The organism is Serratia sp. BNK-12 (assembly GCF_047456085.1).
Taxonomy (GTDB): Bacteria; Pseudomonadota; Gammaproteobacteria; order Enterobacterales; family Enterobacteriaceae; genus Serratia; species Serratia liquefaciens.
The window spans coordinates 3,044,276-3,062,866 of the sequence record NZ_CP179896.1; the positions used below are offsets into that span (position 1 = coordinate 3,044,276).

The 18,591-nt window shown below is 57.1% G+C and carries 14 protein-coding genes and 1 pseudogene; 4 read left to right on the forward strand and 11 right to left on the reverse strand.

Annotation, left to right across the window (positions count from 1 at the left end; all coding sequences use genetic code 11):
• Positions 1-9 precede the first annotated feature (9 nt).
• The 4 genes from lolE to ACMGG1_RS14095 form a co-directional block, all read right to left on the reverse strand.
• The gene (lolE, locus tag ACMGG1_RS14080) at positions 10-1,257 is read right to left on the reverse strand and encodes a lipoprotein-releasing ABC transporter permease subunit LolE (protein WP_130015578.1); all 1,248 of its coding nucleotides are present in this window, start codon (positions 1,255-1,257) and stop codon (positions 10-12) included.
• Positions 1,257-1,961: a lipoprotein-releasing ABC transporter ATP-binding protein LolD gene (lolD, locus tag ACMGG1_RS14085; RefSeq protein WP_020826458.1), complete on the reverse strand. Its 705-nt coding sequence runs from the start codon at positions 1,959-1,961 to the stop codon at positions 1,257-1,259. Before lolD ends, lolE begins: the two co-directional genes overlap by 1 nt.
• A complete protein-coding gene (gene lolC / locus ACMGG1_RS14090; protein WP_044549980.1) occupies positions 1,954-3,156 on the reverse strand; it encodes a lipoprotein-releasing ABC transporter permease subunit LolC in 1,203 nt (400 codons plus the stop codon). The genes lolD and lolC overlap by 8 nt, the downstream gene beginning before the upstream one ends.
• 117 nt (positions 3,157-3,273) lie before the next feature.
• Complete coding sequence (locus ACMGG1_RS14095; protein ID WP_048760668.1) at positions 3,274-3,915, reverse strand: transcriptional regulator; 642 nt, start codon at positions 3,913-3,915, stop codon at positions 3,274-3,276.
• Between the two features lie 85 nt (positions 3,916-4,000).
• Between ACMGG1_RS14095 and ACMGG1_RS14100 the strand changes: the two genes are divergently transcribed.
• Positions 4,001-4,984 (forward strand): threo-3-hydroxy-L-aspartate ammonia-lyase, encoded by a 984-nt coding sequence (locus tag ACMGG1_RS14100; RefSeq protein ID WP_116690699.1) that lies wholly within the window; start codon positions 4,001-4,003, stop codon positions 4,982-4,984.
• Positions 4,985-5,236: 252 nt separating this feature from the next.
• On the forward strand, positions 5,237-8,716 hold the full coding sequence (gene mfd / locus ACMGG1_RS14105; RefSeq protein ID WP_046373825.1) for a transcription-repair coupling factor: 3,480 nt from the start codon (positions 5,237-5,239) through the stop codon (positions 8,714-8,716).
• A 30-nt stretch (positions 8,717-8,746) separates the two neighbouring features.
• On the opposite strand, the gene ACMGG1_RS14110 is transcribed toward mfd, so the two are convergent.
• The gene (locus ACMGG1_RS14110) at positions 8,747-9,847 is read right to left on the reverse strand and encodes a GGDEF domain-containing protein (RefSeq protein WP_122078684.1); all 1,101 of its coding nucleotides are present in this window, start codon (positions 9,845-9,847) and stop codon (positions 8,747-8,749) included.
• 198 nt (positions 9,848-10,045) lie between these two features.
• On the opposite strand from ACMGG1_RS14110, the gene ACMGG1_RS14115 reads away from it, so the two are divergent.
• Both ACMGG1_RS14115 and dauA read left to right on the forward strand, forming a co-directional pair.
• The gene (locus ACMGG1_RS14115) at positions 10,046-10,531 is read left to right on the forward strand and encodes a heme-degrading domain-containing protein (RefSeq protein WP_116690702.1); all 486 of its coding nucleotides are present in this window, start codon (positions 10,046-10,048) and stop codon (positions 10,529-10,531) included.
• 230 nt (positions 10,532-10,761) lie between these two features.
• A pseudogene (gene dauA, locus ACMGG1_RS14120) lies at positions 10,762-12,448 on the forward strand (C4-dicarboxylic acid transporter DauA).
• 84 nt (positions 12,449-12,532) lie between these two features.
• Here dauA and kdsA read toward each other — a convergent pair.
• From kdsA to hemA, 6 genes are all read right to left on the reverse strand, one after another.
• Complete coding sequence (gene kdsA / locus ACMGG1_RS14125; protein ID WP_020826450.1) at positions 12,533-13,387, reverse strand: 3-deoxy-8-phosphooctulonate synthase; 855 nt, start codon at positions 13,385-13,387, stop codon at positions 12,533-12,535.
• Positions 13,388-13,460: 73 nt separating this feature from the next.
• A complete protein-coding gene (gene sirB1 / locus ACMGG1_RS14130) occupies positions 13,461-14,270 on the reverse strand; it encodes an invasion regulator SirB1 (protein WP_020826449.1) in 810 nt (269 codons plus the stop codon).
• Positions 14,267-14,665 (reverse strand): SirB2 family protein, encoded by a 399-nt coding sequence (locus ACMGG1_RS14135; RefSeq protein ID WP_046373829.1) that lies wholly within the window; start codon positions 14,663-14,665, stop codon positions 14,267-14,269. Before ACMGG1_RS14135 ends, sirB1 begins: the two co-directional genes overlap by 4 nt.
• A gap of 13 nt (positions 14,666-14,678) precedes the next feature.
• Positions 14,679-15,551, reverse strand: a complete 873-nt coding sequence (gene prmC, locus ACMGG1_RS14140; RefSeq protein ID WP_414160769.1) for a peptide chain release factor N(5)-glutamine methyltransferase — start codon at positions 15,549-15,551, stop codon at positions 14,679-14,681.
• Positions 15,551-16,636 carry a peptide chain release factor 1 gene (gene prfA, locus ACMGG1_RS14145; RefSeq protein WP_020826446.1) on the reverse strand — a complete coding sequence of 362 codons (1,086 nt, stop codon included), beginning with the start codon at positions 16,634-16,636 and terminating at the stop codon, positions 15,551-15,553. Before prfA ends, prmC begins: the two co-directional genes overlap by 1 nt.
• A gap of 31 nt (positions 16,637-16,667) precedes the next feature.
• Positions 16,668-17,930, reverse strand: a complete 1,263-nt coding sequence (gene hemA, locus ACMGG1_RS14150; protein ID WP_037420462.1) for a glutamyl-tRNA reductase — start codon at positions 17,928-17,930, stop codon at positions 16,668-16,670.
• Positions 17,931-18,591 lie beyond the last annotated feature (661 nt).

Here is an 18,591-nt window from a genome sequence, read left to right on the forward strand (position 1 = left end):
TGATTTTCATTATTGTCCGCTCAACACTCGCGCCGGATCGATACGGCTGGCGCGCCTGGCCGGATACCAGCTGGCCAACAGGCTGAGCACTAGCGCGGTCACCAGTACAATCACCACGTCCAGCCAGTGCAGCTCAGAAGGCAGGAAGTCGATGAAGTAGATATCTCCCGACAGGAACGAATGCCCCATCAGCTTTTCCAATCCTTTGATGATATTGGTCAGCTGCAGTGAGGCGATAACCCCGACCACCACGCCGCTGAGGCTACCCACCAGCCCGGCCAGCAGGCCGTACCAGATAAATATGGCGCGGATAAAACCGTCTTTGGCCCCCAAGGTGCGCAGTACGGCGATATCACCACTCTTGTCCTTCACCGCCATCACCAGCGTGGAGACAATGTTAAAACAGGCCACGCCGATCACCAGCACCATCGCCAAATACATAATCGCGCGGATCATCTGGATATCGCGGTACATATAGCCGTAGGTGCCGATCCAACTCTTGATATACACGTAGGAATTGGTGACTTCACCGGCGTCGCGCACCAGCTTGTTGGCAGCAAACACGTCGTTAACCTTGATGGCAATACCTGTGACGCTGTCACCCATGTCCAGATACTGTTGGGCATCGGCCAGTGGCACCATTGCCAAACTGTGATCGAGCTGACCGCTGAGCTGCAAAATTCCGGTGACGTGTAAACGAATGCGCTTCGGTTGCAACAGCTTCATCTGCGGGTCGCTGTTGGGGATCATCACCGTCACATAGCTGCCCTGCTTGACGCCCAAAGCGTCGGCGACGCCCTTGCCGAGGATCACCTGTTGCTCACCGCTTTTGAAATTGGCCCAGGCGTCGCCCTGCACATATTTCGGCAGCGCGCTAAGCTGGTTTTCCTGCTGAGGATCCACCCCTTTCACCCCGACCGCCCGCAGCTGTGCGCCGTTTTCCATCAGGCCGGTAAAGTTGATATAGGGAGCGGCGGCCAAAATGCCGGGTACTTTCTCCACCCGTTGCAAAATTGACGGCCAGTCTTTGAACGGCTGCTTAACCGGCTCTATTTCACCGTGCGGCACCACCGCCAAAATGCGATTTTTCAGCTCGCGCTCAAAACCGTTCATGGCGCTCAGGCCGACGATCAGCACCGCCACGCCCAGCGCGATACCTATGGTGGAAATCACCGAGATCAGCGACACCATGCCGCCGCGCTTGCGCCCACGGCTGAAGCGCAGGGCCGTCAGAAACGAAAGTGACGCTCCCGCCATTACTCAGCCCCCAACAGCGTCAACTGGGCCTGCAGATGGCCATCGGCCATTTCCAGCTGGCGGCTGAGGCGCTTGGCCAACTGCAAGTCATGAGTGACCACCAGAAACGCCGTGCCCTGGCGCACGTTCAATTCGCCGAGCAGATCGAAAATGCTGTCGGCAGTGCGTTTATCGAGGTTACCGGTAGGTTCGTCCGCCAATACCAGCGACGGGTTATTGACCAGCGCACGGGCAATCGCCACGCGCTGACGCTCACCGCCGGAGAGTTCTGACGGCCGGTGCTTGCTGCGCTTTGCCAGCCCGACCGCCGTCAGCATTTCCAGCGCCTTTTCCTGCGCCTGCGCCGGTTTCATCCCGCCGATCAGCAAAGGCATCGCGGCGTTTTCCAGCGCGGTAAAGTCAGGCAACAGATGATGGAACTGGTAGATAAAGCCCAACTGGCGGTTACGCAGCTCCGCCTTGGCGGCCGATGACAGGGTATTCAGAGACTGCCCTTTGTAAATCACCTCGCCGGAGGTTGGTGAGTCCAGCCCACCCAGCAGATGCAGCAAGGTACTTTTACCGGAACCCGAGCTGCCGACAATCGCCATCATCTCGCCCGGCTGCATGGCAAAGCTGACATTGCGCAGTACGTCGGTATGCAGGTTGCCTTCCTGATAGGTCTTGCACAGGTTGTCGCACTGCAACAAAAGATGGTTACTCATAACGTAAAGCCTCAGCGGGTTGTACGGCGGCAGCGCGCCATGAAGGGTAAAGCGTGGACAACAGAGACACCGCCATCGCCGCTACGGCGATAATCGTCACCTGTAGCGGATCCACCGCCACCGGCAGCGATGCGCCGTCAATCAAAGCGCCGAGGATCGGCATCAGGTTATTCAGGTTGCTGGCCAGCAACACGCCCAACAGCGTACCGAGCAGCGAGCCGATAATGCCGGCGCTGGCGCCTTGCACCATAAATACCGACATGATCTGTCGACGCGTCAGGCCCTGGGTCTGCAGAATGGCAACTTCGCCCTGCTTCTCCATCACCAGCAGGCCGAGTGAAGTGATGATGTTAAAGGCCGCGACGGCCACGATCAGGCTAAGCAACAGCCCCATCATGTTTTTCTCCATACGCACTGCCTGGAACAGCTCGCCCTTGCGCTCGCGCCAGTCTTTCCACTCGGTGCCCTGCGGCAATTTCTGTTGGCTGAGAGTATCGACCGTCAGCGGCTGCTGCAGGAACAGGCGCCATCCGGTGATATTGCCCGCCGGGTAGCGTAGCAGACGTGAGGCATCCTGCTGATTGACCAGCATCTGGGTGCCGTCCACTTCGCTGTTGGCATGGAAGGTGCCGACCACGGTAAACAGGCGTTGAATAGGGATGCGGCCCATCGGCGTGAACTGGCTGGCGCTGGGCACCATCACCCGCAGCGGATCGCCGCGTTTAACGCCAAGTTGCCCGGCCAACTGCTCGCCGATAATGATGTTGTACTGGCCCGGCTGCAACAGCTGCTGCTTGACGTTGACCAGGAACGGCGTCAAAGGATCGGCTTCGTCCGGATTGACCCCCAACATCACGCCGACCGCCACGCTGCGAGCGCTTTGCAGCACTACGTCACCGGTGGTCAGTGGCGCTACGCGGCTAACGCCCTGCAGGCTTTGTACCGCCGATGCCGGGATCTGCTGAGGGTTGATCGAGCCCTGTGGGCTGGTGATCAACGCCTGCGGCATCAGACCGAGTATGTTGTTTTCCAGATCCTTTTCAAAACCGTTCATCACCGACAAGACGGTGACCAACGCCATCACCCCCAGCGTAATGCCGATGGTGGAAAGCCAGGAAACAAACCGTCCGAAGCGGTCTGATGCCCGCCCGCGCATGTAGCGCAGGCCAATGAATAACGCGACAGGTTGATACATGAAATCCGTTTTGTTGCCGTAGCTTAAGCAAAGTAATCAAGGATAATAAAGGCTATACCCCGTTTAGGGAACCACCCTGACGCCTTTTATTCCGTCGATCGCGCCAGCGGCAGCACGTCACCCGGCATCGCGCTTTAACAGGTTGTAAACCGAGACCCGGGAAATCCCCAGCGCCTCCGCCGCCATGGTGGCTGCCCCCCGCAGTTGCAGATAGCCCTGCTGCTTTAGTTGCTGGATCACCTGAACACGCTGCTCAGACGTAAGCGCGCGCGGTGCAGTGGCATGCGAAGCGGCAAAGTTGTTGATCACTGAAGCAATGTCGGACAGTGAGCGAGCCCCTTCATCCGCCGCCTGCGGCGTGCTCTGTACCACCGCGGTCAGTTGTTGCAGGATGGCGTTGACGCTGTTGAAGATTGAAACGTCCAGGTTAAGGCAGATTGCCGCCACGTAGACCCCCTGGCTGTTGCGCAGACCAATGGAGGTGCTCTTGGCCGGACGCCCATCCGGGAACGCATTGGCATAGTTTTGCACCACGTCCGGAAAATCCGGCGAGGCAATACGCTCAAGCCCCATTTCACTGGCGGCATCGCCGATACTGCGGTTCGACAGGTTATTGGCGATGCTGACGATGGCATGATTCGGTTGCGTCAGATCGTGCAATACCACTTCACAGCTGGGCGCAAACATCGCGCCCAGTGCCTGAACAATTTTTTCCGCTTCGCGCAACAGCAGCGCATTTTCCTGCCTGAGATCGCTCATAAACTTAACCGTTTGACAATAACTTTACAAAGAGTAAATTAAAATAATCGGGTAATCAATCAACCTTTCACCAGACGAGGTCGCCATGAGTTCAACGCCCCACTGCATCACCGCCGCCGATATCTCTACCGCCGCCGAAATCCTGGCAGGACATGCCCTGCGCACACCGGTCATGACCTCGCAGCAGGCCGACAACATCGCCGGGGCGCAGCTGTTCTTCAAGTGCGAAAACTTCCAGCGTGTAGGCGCCTTCAAGTTTCGTGGCGCGTACAATTCTATTGCTCAATTGAGCCCGGCGCAGCGCCAGGCTGGCGTGATTGCCTTCTCTTCCGGCAACCATGCGCAGGCAATGGCATTGGCGGCACGGGAACTGGGGGTCAAGGTGACCATCGTGATGCCGCACGACGCACCGGCAACCAAGCTGGCAGCAACGCGCGGCTACGGCGCCAACGTCGTGATTTATCAGCGTCACAGTGAAGACCGTGCTGCCATAACTCAACGGCTGGCAGCAGAACAGGGGCTGACGATAGTGCCGCCTTATGATTACCCGCAGGTCATCGCCGGCCAAGGCACCGCTACCAAAGAGTTGATTGAGGAAGTCGGGCCGCTGGACGTTTTGTTGGTGTGCACCGGCGGCGGTGGTTTGCTGGCGGGCAGCGCGGTGGCGGCACACCACTGGTCGCCCGGGTGCCGCGTTTTCGGCGTTGAACCACAGGCCGGTAACGACGTTCAGCTGGCGTTCCGTAGCGGCCAGCCGGTCCAGATCCCGGTGCCAAAAACCATCGCCGACGGTGCGCAAACGCAGCAGGTGGGCACGTTGACGTTCCCGATCATTCAACAGTATGTAGAAGATATTTTAACGGTCAGCGACCAGCAGCTGTGCCGACAGATGCGTTTCTTTATGGAGCGGATGAAAATGGTGGTCGAGCCCACAGGCTGCCTGGCCGCGGCGGCGGCGATGAATTCACTGCTCGACCTGCGGGGCAAAAAGGTCGGGGTGATCGTCAGCGGCGGCAACGTCGACGTTGATAAAATCGCCGACTATCTTGCCATGGGCGCGCAGGAATAACGCCACATTACGGGCACCACAACCTTCAATCTCTGGTCTATGGCTGAGTCATCGGGGCGAATTTATTCGCCCGCTAACGTTACTGGAGCGACTAATCTGCCTGCAGTACATTTGAAAGTCGCCGCTTGAAAGGCGACGGGTTTCGCGCTTTTACCTATGTCAGTTTATGGCTCAGTGGGCTAGTATTACCGGGTAAAGGCGCGTTGTAATCTGTGCCGGGCGAAATTTAACACATTGATTAAAGATACCTTAATGAGCACCTCCGATAACCCTAACCGTTCTTCATCGTCATCCTCCCGTTATTCCCTGCCTGAACGCGCGGGCGATTTGCGCCAGTTGGGGCAGCTGACCGGCTCGGCCTGCGCCGTGGAGTGCGCCGAGATCGTCGAACGTCATAACGGGCCGGTGATGCTGATCGCCCCGGACATGCAAAATGCCCTGCGGCTGCGCGATGAAATTCAGCAGTTTACCGACCAGATGGTAACCACCCTGTCCGACTGGGAAACCCTGCCTTACGACAGCTTCTCGCCGCATCAGGAAATCATCTCTGCCCGTCTGTCGAGCCTGTACCATCTGCCGACCATGGCCCGTGGCGTAATTATTCTGCCGGTCAATACCTTAATGCAGCGCGTTTGCCCGCACGAATTTCTGCACGGCCACGCGCTGGTGATGAAAAAAGGCCAGCGTCTGTCTCGCGACAAACTGCGCGCCCAACTGGAACAGGCCGGCTACCGCAGCGTCGATCAGGTAATGGAGCACGGTGAGTTTGCCACCCGCGGCGCGCTGCTCGACCTGTTCCCCATGGGCAGCGAAGAACCTTACCGCATCGATTTCTTCGACGATGAAATCGACAGCCTGCGCACCTTTGATGTCGACAACCAGCGTACGCTGAACGAAGTCGAGGCCATCAATCTGCTGCCGGCCCATGAATTCCCTACCGACAAAAACGCCATCGAACTGTTCCGCAGCCAGTGGCGCGAGCAGTTTGAGGTGCGCCGCGACGCCGAACATATTTATCAGCAGGTCAGCAAAGGCACCTGGCCGGCCGGTATCGAATACTGGCAACCGCTGTTCTTCAGCCAACCGCTGCCGTCACTGTTCAGCTACCTGCCGGAGAACACGCTGATCGTCAATACCGGCAATCTGGAAAACGCAGCCGATCGTTTCTGGCTGGACGTTAACCAACGCTACGAGAGCCGCCGGGTCGATCCTATGCGCCCACTGCTGGCGCCGCCAAGCCTATGGCTGCGGGTTGACGAGCTGTTTAGCGAATTGAAAGCCTGGCCACGTATGGCGCTGAAAACCGAAGAGCTGCCCGCCAAAGCCGGCAACACCAATCTGGATTATCGCACCCTGCCTGATCTGGCGGTGCAAGCCCAACAGAAAGCGCCGCTGGACAACCTGCGTCGTTTTACCGAAAGCTTCGACGGCAGCATCATTTTCTCGGTGGAAAGCGAAGGCCGCCGTGAAACGCTGCAGGATTTGCTCGGCCGCATCAAGCTCAGCACCGCCTTGATCCAGCATCTCGATCAGGCCGAGCCGGCTGGTCGCTACATGATGGTCGGCGCCTCCGAACGCGGCTTCCTCGACGGCATGCGCAACCGGGCGCTGATCTGCGAAAGCGATCTGCTCGGCGAGCGCGTTAGCCGCCGTCGCCAGGACAACCGTCGCACCATTAATACCGATGTGCTGATCCGCAACCTGGCGGAGCTGCACCCTGGCCAGCCTGTGGTGCACCTGGAGCACGGCGTCGGGCGTTACGTTGGCCTGACCACGCTGGAAGCCGGCGGCATCAAGGCCGAATACCTGATCCTGGCCTACGCCGGCGAAGACAAACTCTACGTGCCGGTCTCTTCATTGCATCTGATCAGCCGCTACGCCGGCGGTGCGGACGAAAACGCCCCGCTGCACAAGTTGGGTGGAGACGCCTGGACGCGCGCACGGCAAAAAGCCGCCGAACGGGTGCGGGACGTTGCGGCGGAACTGCTGGATATTTACGCACAGCGCGCGGCCAAAACCGGCTTCGCCTTTAAACATAACCGTGAGCAGTATCAGCTGTTCTGCCAAAGTTTCCCGTTTGAAACCACCCCAGATCAGGAGCAGGCAATCAACGCCGTGCTGAGCGACATGTGCCAACCCCTGGCCATGGATCGTCTGGTCTGTGGCGACGTCGGCTTCGGCAAAACCGAAGTGGCGATGCGTGCCGCCTTCCTGGCGGTAGAAAACGGCAAGCAGGTGGCGGTGTTGGTGCCAACCACCCTGCTGGCGCAGCAGCATTTTGACAACTTCCGCGACCGCTTCGCCACCTGGCCGATCCGCATCGAGATGATGTCGCGTTTCCGTAGCGCCAAAGAGCAGCAACAGGTGATGGACGATGCCGTCGACGGTAAGGTAGACATCATCATCGGTACCCACAAACTGCTGCAGAGCGATCTGCGCTGGAAAGATTTGGGGCTGCTGATCGTCGATGAAGAACACCGCTTCGGCGTTCGTCACAAAGAGCGCATCAAGGCGATGCGTGCCGATGTAGATATTCTGACGCTCACCGCGACGCCAATCCCGCGTACGTTGAATATGGCGATGAGCGGCATGCGTGACCTGTCGATTATCGCTACCCCACCGGCGCGTCGTTTGGCGGTGAAAACCTTCGTGCGCGAATACGACAGCCTGGTGGTGCGCGAGGCTATCCTGCGTGAAGTGCTGCGCGGCGGTCAGGTTTATTATCTGTATAACGACGTGGAAAATATCGAGAAGGCGGCGGAAAAACTGGCTGAGCTGGTGCCAGAAGCGCGTATAGCAATTGGCCACGGCCAGATGCGCGAACGCGATTTGGAACGGGTGATGAACGATTTCCACCACCAGCGCTTTAACGTACTGGTCTGTACCACCATTATCGAAACCGGTATCGATATTCCCAGCGCCAATACCATTATCATCGAACGCGCCGATCGTTTCGGGCTGGCGCAACTGCATCAGTTACGCGGTCGTGTCGGACGTTCTCACCATCAGGCCTATGCTTATTTGCTGACGCCAAATCCGAAAGCCATGAGCACCGACGCGCATAAGCGGCTGGAGGCCATCGCGTCGCTGGAAGACCTGGGCGCCGGTTTTGCCCTGGCTACCCACGATCTGGAGATCCGCGGCGCGGGCGAATTGCTGGGTGAAGATCAGAGCGGCCAGATGACCACCGTCGGCTTTTCGCTGTACATGGAACTGTTGGAAAGCGCGGTGGATGCACTCAAACACGGGCGCGAACCTTCGCTGGAAGATCTTACCAGCAACCAGACCGAGGTGGAGCTGCGCATGCCGGCCCTGCTGCCAGATGACTATATCCCAGACGTCAACACGCGCCTGTCGTTCTACAAACGCATCGCCAGCGCGAAAAACGACGCCGAGCTGGAAGAGTTGAAAGTGGAGTTGATCGACCGTTTCGGCCTGCTGCCTGATGCGGCGCGCAACCTGCTGCAAAGTGCGGCGCTGCGTCAACATGCACAAAAGCTGGGGATCAAGCGCATCGAAGGTAATGAGCGCGGTGGTTTTATCGAGTTTGGTGAGAAGAATCGGGTCGATCCGGGCTATTTGATTGGCCTGTTGCAAAGCAACCCGCAGATCTATCGCCTGGATGGGCCGACCAAGCTGAAGTTTATGCTGGACCTGACCGACCGCCAGAAACGCCTTAAGTTTACCGAGGAACTGCTGACCGCATTCCGCGAACATACTCTGGCGGCCTGACCTATCCCCCTCCTGAACCTTCAGGAGGGGTTATTCCTGCCGAAAACCGGCACCCAGCGGGGCAAGCTGCATCAGCCTGCTGCAGACCACCCGATTTTTCCCCTGCCGCTTGGCGTCATACAGCGCCTCATCCGTGACCTCTATTGCCTTGTCCAACGCCATGCCGGGCAGGTATAACGACGCACCGATAGAAACCGTGATACGTGCCTCGACGTCTTCATCCAGCAAAAATAACGTCGTTTCCACGCTGCGTCGTATGCGCTCCGCCACACCGCCAATCACCGTCGGATCATAACTGGCAGTGATCACGATAAATTCCTCACCGCCATAACGACCGACGAAATCCTCACTGCGCACGCTGCTTTGCAACAGTTGTCCGACGCGAGCCAGCAGCAGGTCGCCGGCCAAATGGCCGTAGGTGTCGTTGATTCGTTTGAAATTATCCAGATCGAGGATCATCAACCCGCAGGGGCTGCGCTCCGCCTGCTGCTGGATGAGTCGATAGTCTACACTAGCGCGATTATTGATATGGGTGAGGCTGTCGGTGGTGGCTTTATCACGCATAGAGAAATAAGCGTGGATATGGCGCTCTTTGAAATTCAGCCCGTGGAAGCATATTGCCAGACACAGGGCCGAGACCGCCTGATACAACAACACATCTCCCCATAGCGCGCGTATATCTGCCAATAACCAGACCACTCCGATACGGTACAGCGCAATGATGCCAATGGTGAGATAAAACACCCGATTCGACTTTCTCAACCACACACGCGACAACAGCAATGGAATGATGATCGAGCCGATAAACAGATTATCGACGGTCAAGCCTCCCGTAAATGCCAGCGACATCAGGTAGCAGACCAGTCCACTGACCGCCCCGCCATAAAAGGTCACCAGTATCATCGGGATCATGGCAAAGCTGAAATGCAGGTTACCGCTCAACTCCAGCCGGTCCTGATTGAGAAACAGCACCGCCAGTCCGGCAAGCAGGCCAAAGACTATACGCCTCCATCCTTCGGACTGATAAGAAAAAGGCGCATTTTTACTGAGGGCAAAATAGCTGACGGACAGCGTGGCATAGGTAATGCAGGCGTCACTATACAGGGTGGGAATTGACGCGACGTAAGTCATAAATATTCGATAGGCTCCACGGAATCGACAGGGGGATTTAGCGACGAATTTTGAGTATTCCCTGTCTCATCCATTTCGGCATCGTACATATTATTACTCAGGTTAATAATAGATTAGCAGTTCTATGTTATTTCCAAGGTATCTATCCCATAAATTCTGTTCAGGATAATCTGTTGGCAACCAATAAAGGGGGCGACCATGAATATCGATGATGACTTGCATGTGCTTAGCGAACAAGAAACCGCGTTGACCTTCAGCCATTTTGACCATAACACCGCCTGGGAGCTGGGCTCTGCATTGAAATCAGCGGCCGAACAGCGCCGCCTGTCGATCGCCATTGAGATCCAGCTCGCGGGGCAAACGCTGTTTTATTACGCCATGCCCGGCACTACCCCCGATATCGCCGATTGGGTACGGCGCAAACGCAATGTGGTGAAGCACTTCCACAAGAGCTCTTACGCGATTGGCCTGCGCCTGCAGCAACGACAATCGACCCTGGAAGAACGCTATGGCCTGAGCGTCAGCGATTACTCGGCACACGGTGGCGCCTTCCCGATCAATCTTGGTGGCGTGGGCTGCATCGGCACCATCAGCATTTCCGGCTCACCCCAGTTGGAAGATCACAATCTGTTGGTCGGCACCCTGGCACATTTTCTCGGATTATCCCTACCGGCGGTTCACTAAGCGGTATAACCTGGCCTATTCTTTCTGCGCAGGCCGCCTGACCCGCGGCCTGTCTGTAACTTGTCATTTATCCCGTCCCTGAAAGAGTATAAGTCTGATTTTCCGAAGTGCATTGATGTATATCTAGGAATCGCCGTCACAACAGGCGTATGGTGTCTATCAGCTATTCGAGACGGACCGCATCCGGCCCGCCATTCCGTTCTCTTTTATAGACTTGGTTTACACCTCAGATGAAAACGCATGAAATTAACGGCATCAGGCCGTTCAGCGCGCTGATTGATGCCTGTTGGCGAGATCCTTATTCCCTGCAACGCCTGCTAAAAGATGCCATCGCCGGCGTCACCGTCGGTATTATCGCCATCCCGTTGGCAATGGCACTGGCAATTGCCAGCGGCGTTCCCCCAATATGGACTCTATACGTCGGCGGTTGCCGGGATTGTCATTGCCATCAGCGGCGGCTCGCGCTACAGCGTCTCCGGGCCTACCGCCGCGTTTGTGGTGATCCTCTATCCGGTGTCGCAGCAGTTCGGCCTCTCGGGCCTGCTGATCGCCACCCTGCTTTCCGGACTGTTTCTGGTCATCATGGGACTGGCGCGTTTCGGCCGCCTGATTGAGTACATTCCCCTGTCGGTGACGCTGGGCTTTACCTCCGGTATCGCCATCACCATTGCTACCATGCAGGTGAAGGATTTCTTTGGCCTGCAAATGGCGGTGGTGCCGGAACACTATGTGGGTAAGGTTTACGCGCTGCTGCAGGCGCTGCCGACGCTGGACGTCGGCGACACCCTGATCGGCGCAGTGACCCTATTGATCCTTATCTTCTGGCCCAAGCTCGGCCTGCGGGTACCGGGCCATTTACCCGCACTGCTGGCGGGTACCGCGGTTATGGGTATTCTGGCGCTGTTTGACCACCCGGTTGCGACCATCGGCTCGCGATTCAGCTATCTGCTGGCCGACGGCACCCACGGCCAGGGCATACCGCCCATTCTGCCGCAGCTGATGCTGCCGTGGGATTTACCGGCCGGTGACGGCAAGCCGATGGCGCTGAGCTGGCAAACACTCTCCGCCCTGCTGCCGGCTGCCTTCTCCATGGCGATGCTCGGGGCCATAGAATCCCTGCTGTGCGCGGTAGTGCTGGACGGGATGACCGGCAAGAAGCACAACTCCAATACCGAACTTATCGGCCAGGGTGCGGGCAACATCATTGCGCCTTTCTTCGGCGGCATTACCGCCACCGCGGCCATTGCGCGCTCTGCCGCCAACGTACGCGCCGGTGCCACCTCCCCGGTATCGGCCATCATCCATGCGTTGTTGGTACTGCTGGCGTTACTGGTGCTGGCGCCGTGGTTGTCCTGGCTGCCGCTGGCTGCAATGGCGTCGCTGTTGCTAATGGTGGCCTGGAATATGAGCGAGGCGCACAAGGTGGTTTATCTGCTGCGGCGAGCGCCGAAAGACGACATTCTGGTGATGCTGCTGTGCATGTCGCTGACGGTGCTGTTCGATATGGTGATCGCCATTACCGTAGGCATTGTGCTGGCCTCGCTGCTGTTTATGCGCCGCATTGCGCGCATGACGCGCCTGAGCGAACTGAGTGCCGACAATGGCCGATTGGTGCTGCGGGTGAATGGCCCGCTGTTCTTCGCCGCCGCCGAGCGTATTTTTAACGAGCTACTGGTGCGCAGCGAAAGTTATGACGTGATCGTCTTGCAGTGGGATGCGGTGCCGGTATTGGATGCCGGGGGACTGGATGCCTTGCAACGCTTTATCGAAGCCCTGCCGGCCGGCAAACAGTTGGCAATCACCGACATGCCTTTCCAGCCGTTGAAAACGCTGGCAAGGGCACGGATACAGCCGATTGAGGGGAAACTGCATTTCTACGCGACGCTGCCTGAAGCGCTTGCAGCGCTCGATGCCTGAAAAACAAAAAGCCCGACGAATCGGGCTTTAAACCATAGCGGGCGCAGTATACTGCGCCCCTACAAATAACAGCTGTGAAAATGTTTAGTTGCTGGTGTCCAGCTCTGGGAAGCTCTTCACCAGGTCGTCGATGGCTTTCATCTGCACCAGGAACGGCTCCAGCTTGTCCAGCGGCAGCGCGGACGGGCCGTCGCATTTGGCGCTGTTTGGCTCTGGGTGTGCTTCGATGAACAGACCTGCCAGGCCAACCGCCATACCGGCACGCGCCAGTTCGGCAACCTGCGCCCGACGGCCGCCAGAAGCTGCGCCGAAGGGATCGCGAGTCTGCAGAGCATGGGTCACGTCAAAGATCACCGGATGGCCACCCGTCACGTTTTTCATAACGTTGATGCCAAGCATGTCGACCACCAGGTTATCGTAACCAAAGTTACTGCCGCGATCGCACAGGATCACCTGATCGTTACCGCCTTCCTTGAATTTGTCGACGATATTGCCCATTTGGCCCGGGCTGACGAACTGTGGCTTCTTGACGTTGATCACCGCACCGGTTTTCGCCATCGCTTCCACCAGATCGGTCTGACGCGCCAGGAATGCTGGCAGTTGGATCACGTCAACCACTTCGGACACCGGCTGAGCCTGTGACGCTTCGTGAACGTCGGTAATGATTTTCACGCCGAAGGTTTTTTTGATTTCTTCGAAGATCTTCATCCCCTCTTCCAGGCCTGGGCCGCGGTAGGAGTGGATAGAAGAACGGTTGGCTTTATCAAAAGAGGCTTTGAAAACGTAAGGGATGCCCAGTTTTTGCGTCACGGTGACGTAGTGTTCACAGATGCGCATCGCCAGATCGCGCGATTCCAGCACGTTCATACCGCCAAACAGCACAAACGGCAGATCGTTCGCTACGTCGATGTCACCAATGCTAACCACTTTCTGTTTCATGCTTTCGCCTTTATTGAAGTTACCCGTCGTGCCGCAAGCCTTGGCCTGTCGCGTTCAGGGCATAGTAAATGAATTAATGCAGCGTAACCTGTTTCGGTTCAATCGAGTGGATCTGTACCTTGATCACTTCGCTGACTGGGTCTTCAGGACACTGTTCGACAAAATAGTTAAGATCGGAAATCGCGATATGGTTGCATTCCAACTGGGCGTAAATCAGCCCGCGGTCACGGATTTCGTAAGGGTCTTCCGGATCGAAGCACAACACCGTTTCGCTGGCGCGCAGCGCCATTTCCATCTGTTTTTCTTCCATCAGGGCGGCTTTGAGCGTATCCAACATCTTACGCACCACCATGACGTTTTCTGACTCATCGAGATCGTCGTCTTCCAGTTCGGCGCCCAGACCCAGGTTGCCCTTGATCCACACTTCCAACTGGTGTTCGTTCAGCGTCTCGCCGTTCAATGGATTGATCAACCACATCTCTTCATCCAGCCAGTCTGCTCGCAGGATCAGTTGAGTGGGGAAAATAACCGGCAGCAGCGGTAAATCCAGATGAGCGGCGATATGAAGGAAAATGGTGCCGAGCGAAACCGGCGTGCCCTGACGACCTTCCAGCACCTTGTCGAGCCAAATAGCGTCGGACAGGCGATACACGCCGCTGGCGCCGCCAAAACCCCAGGTTTTGAAGAACAATTCAATGAGTGCGTCCAGTTGCTGTTCCTGGCTGAGATCCTGCGGCACGGCCGCACGCGCTTCGTCGACCAGCTGTTGCAGCTTGCGTTCGACCTCAGCGGCGGGGAAATCACGCCGCACGGACTGCGATACCAGGATCACGCCCTCGCTCAGCAGCGAGGTGTTAAATTCAAAATCAGCAATACTACTCATAAGTATCCCATCAGAAAGGGTATTTTCGTCGTGGCAAGTTTAATTATCAGGTACAAACAGCCCAATGCCAGCACAAACGCCAGTGTGCGCAGGTTCTGGTTTTTGGTCTTCTTGCCCAATGCGACGTAGCCAAGCAGGATATAGATAATAACGCCAAACAGCTTCTCGGTCAGCCACGAGTCCATACCCAACAGCGGATATAACTTGAACATCACCACCAGCGCGATGCCGCTGACGAACAACACCGTATCATTTATATGCGGGGTTATCTTCACCCAACGTTTGTTCATCATAGCCGAATTGCGCCATTTCCAGAAGAAACGCAATACAAACAAGACAATACTGATGGTGACCGTCAACAAATGCAGATGTTTTAACGCCGAGTAGACTGCCATATCGCTTCCTTATTTAATCGCTGTGTGCTTCGTTATTGTTGATTTTCAGTGATTGCTGCGGCCATTGGCCAAAGGTGACGCGATCGTTACCGCCATAATCGCGTCGGGTATCGATCGAAATAAAACCGGCGGCCTGCAGCAGTGCGCGTACGCTTTCTCCCTGCTGCCAGCCATGTTCAAGCAGCAGCCAGCCCTGTGATTGCAGGTGGTGTGGCGCCTGCTGCACGATAGCGGACAAATCCGCCAGCCCCTGCTGTGGCGCCACCAGCGCGCTACTGGGCTCAAAACGAACGTCGCCCTGTGCCAAATGCGGGTCGGCGGCGTCGATATAAGGAGGGTTGCTGGCGATCAGAGCAAAAGTTTCGCCAGCCAGTGGGGCAAACCAACTGCCCTGAAGGAACTGCGCGTTGCCGATCGACAGCTTCTGCGCATTGTGCCGGGCCAACGCCACCGCATCCGGCTGTAAATCCACGCCGGTCACTTTGCAGTCTGGGCGTTCGCTGGCTAACGCCAGGGCGATGGCGCCGGTACCGGTACCGAGATCGAGAATGGCGCAAGGGGATGAGGGCAAAAGCTCCAGCGCCAACTCCACCAGGCATTCAGTGTCCGGACGCGGGATCAGGGTGGCGGGCGATACCGACAGCGGCAACGACCAAAATTCGCGCTCGCCAATCAGATAAGCTACCGGCTCACCGCGTTCACGGCGCGCCAACAATCTCTCCAACTGATCTTGCTCTTGCGGCGTCAGCACGGTTTCGCCAAACGCCATCAGGAAAGTTCTGGCCCGGCCGGTCACGAAACCCAGCAGGATTTCCGCATCGCGTCGGGCGCTTTCACTCTGCGTCAGGTGGGCAACCGCCGCCTTCAGCCAGGATTGATAGTCCATTACTCCTGCTCGGCGGACAGCGCTGCAAGCTGGTCGGCCTGGTATTCCTGCACAATCGGCTGGATCAGCATGTCGAGCTTGCCTTCCATCACCTCGTCCAGACGGTACAGCGTCAGGTTGATACGGTGGTCAGTGACACGCCCCTGCGGGAAGTTATAGGTGCGGTTGCGGTCTGAACGATCGCCACTGCCCAGCAGGTTACGACGGGTTGAAGCTTCCGCCTGCTGGCGCTTGGCCATTTCTGCTGCACGGATACGCGCCCCCAACACCGCCATCGCTTTGGCTTTGTTCTTGTGCTGTGAGCGCTCGTCCTGACACTCCACCACAATGCCGGTCGGCAAGTGGGTAATACGGATCGCCGAGTCGGTGGTGTTAACGTGCTGACCACCTGCGCCTGAGGAACGGAAGGTGTCAATTTTCAGATCGCCCGCGTTGATCTCCGGCAGTTCAGCCTCCGGTATTTCCGGCATCACTGCCACGGTGCACGCGGAGGTATGAATACGCCCCTGCGACTCGGTTTCCGGCACGCGCTGTACGCGATGACCGCCGGATTCAAATTTGAGCTGGCCGTAAACACCGTCGCCAGAAACCTTGGCAATCACTTCTTTATAACCGCCATGCTCGCCTTCGTTGGCGCTCATGATCTCGACGCGCCAGCGGCGCATTTCGGCATAGCGGCTGTACATGCGGAACAGGTCGCCGGCGAAAATCGCCGCTTCGTCGCCGCCGGTCCCGGCGCGCACTTCCAGGAAACAACCGCGCTCGTCATCCGGATCTTTCGGCAACAGCAGCAGTTGCAGCTGCTGTTCCAGCTCTTCCGTCGCGGCCTTGGCCTGTTTCAACTCTTCCTGCGCCATTTCACGCATTTCCGGATCGTCCAGCATCATTTCCGCCGTAGCCAGATCGTCCTGCACCTGACGCCATTCCAGGAAACAGCGGCTGACATCGGTCAACTGTGCATATTCGCGCGACAGCGCACGGAACCGATCCTGCTCGGCAATAACGCCGGCATCGCCGAGCAGCGCCTGCACTTCTTCATGGCGCTCTTGTAACGCTTCCAGTTTGGCAACAATAGAAGGCTTCATGCGTGGTATTAAACCCTGTTAAAAGAGAAAACTAATGCTGATCCAGCCCGAGGCTGTCGCGTAATAATTGCAACCGCTCCACGTCGCCATCGCCGGCGGCCTGCTGGAGGGATTTGGTAGGGGCATGAATAAGACGATTGGTCAGCCGATGGGCCAGCTCGTGGATAACCTGCTCCACGTCGGCGCCCTGCGCAATCGCGGCCAGGGCTTTGGCTTCCATTTCCGCACGGATCTGATCGGCCTGCGAGCGGTAGTCGCGGATGGTTTCCACCGCGCCCTGTGAGCGCAGCCAGGCCATAAAGTTGGTGCTTTCCTGCTGAACGATCGATTCCGCCTGCACCGCCGCGGCTTTGCGCTGCGCCAGGTTGCTTTGAATGATGGCGTGCAGATCGTCCACGCTGTACAGATAGGCGTTGGCCAGCTTGCCTACTTCCGGTTCGATATCACGCGGTACGGCGATATCCACCAGCAGCATCGGCTGGTTGCGACGCGCTTTCAACGCGCGCTCCACCATCCCTTTACCGATGATCGGCAGCGGGCTGGCGGTAGAACTGATGATGATATCGGCGTCCGCCAGGCGTTCGTCGATTTCCGGTAATGTGATCACTTCCGCGCCAACTTCGTCCGCCAGCAGTTGCGCTCGTTCGCGGGTACGGTTGGCAATAATCATATGCCGTACCTTGTGCTCGCGCAGATGGCGCGCCACCAGTTCAATGGTTTCACCGGCGCCCACTAGCAGCACGTTCAATTCGGCAAGTGATTCGAAGATTTGGCGCGCCAACGTACAGGCTGCAAAGGCCACGGACACCGCGCTGGCACCGATTTCGGTTTCGGTACGTACGCGTTTGGCGACAGAGAAGGATTTTTGGAACAGCCGTTCAAGCTCGCCGGAAAGCGACTGGCCGCGTTGCGATTCGGCAAAGGCTTTTTTCACCTGGCCGAGGATCTGCGGTTCACCCAACACCAGCGAATCCAGCCCGCTGGCTACGCGCATAAGATGGCTGACGGCGTCGTTGCCGTGGTGCCAGTACAGGCTTTTGCTCACTTCTTCCGGGCGCAGATGGTGGTATTCACACAGCCAGGCAACCAGCTGTTCATGAATATGTTCCTGTTGTTCCACGCTAAGATAAAGTTCGGTGCGGTTACAGGTAGACAACACGACACCGCCCTGCACCAACGGTTGTTGGAGCAAGCTGGTTAGCGCCTGTTCGATAGACTCTGGGGAGAAGGTCACCCTTTCACGCAGAGAAACCGGAGCGGTTTTGTGATTTATACCTAACGCCAGCAGGGTCATTGCTTCGAGTAATACTTCTTTTGGTACGGGTTCTCGTTGAACGGCATTCTACTTGATGCGCGGGCTCAATAAAAGTAACAACCGCATCTTCCGTTCAATCGCTGAAATAGTCAGCATCAATCGATAAATCGCTAATAAATACAGCGGGATGACTATTAATTCGACGACATAACATACTGAATTTTAGTGCAGTATGCGATATTCCGCACAGTATTCAGCAATAACGATAGCCCCTAAGCCGCCAGGCGGCGATCAAATATCCGGCGTTTACCAACCTAAAGTGCCGCAACGAAAGGTGGGATCCAAAAGAAAAGAGACCTGTTGGCAAAAAACATGCTTTGCCTGAAGATAAAAAAATGCCGCGCCCGCGAAGCATAACAGCGAAATAACAATGCGTACTGACAGCTTCATGACCTTGTATTCTCCTCCGGCGATAAACTATTGCAGCATACCGCTAGCAACCTCAACTAAACGCCAACGGCCTCCGCCCGACCAGAGGGATATTCTTGTGCCCACAGCGGCAGGGTTGGGCGATTGTGTTAATCTTATGTGCAAACGCAGCGCATACCCCCGAGGCTAACCGCGGTGACAAAGCCGGGCAGATTCAAAGCGATGCAGCAAAAAATTGACGCGCCGGCGCTGCCCCGCTAGCGTAAACGCT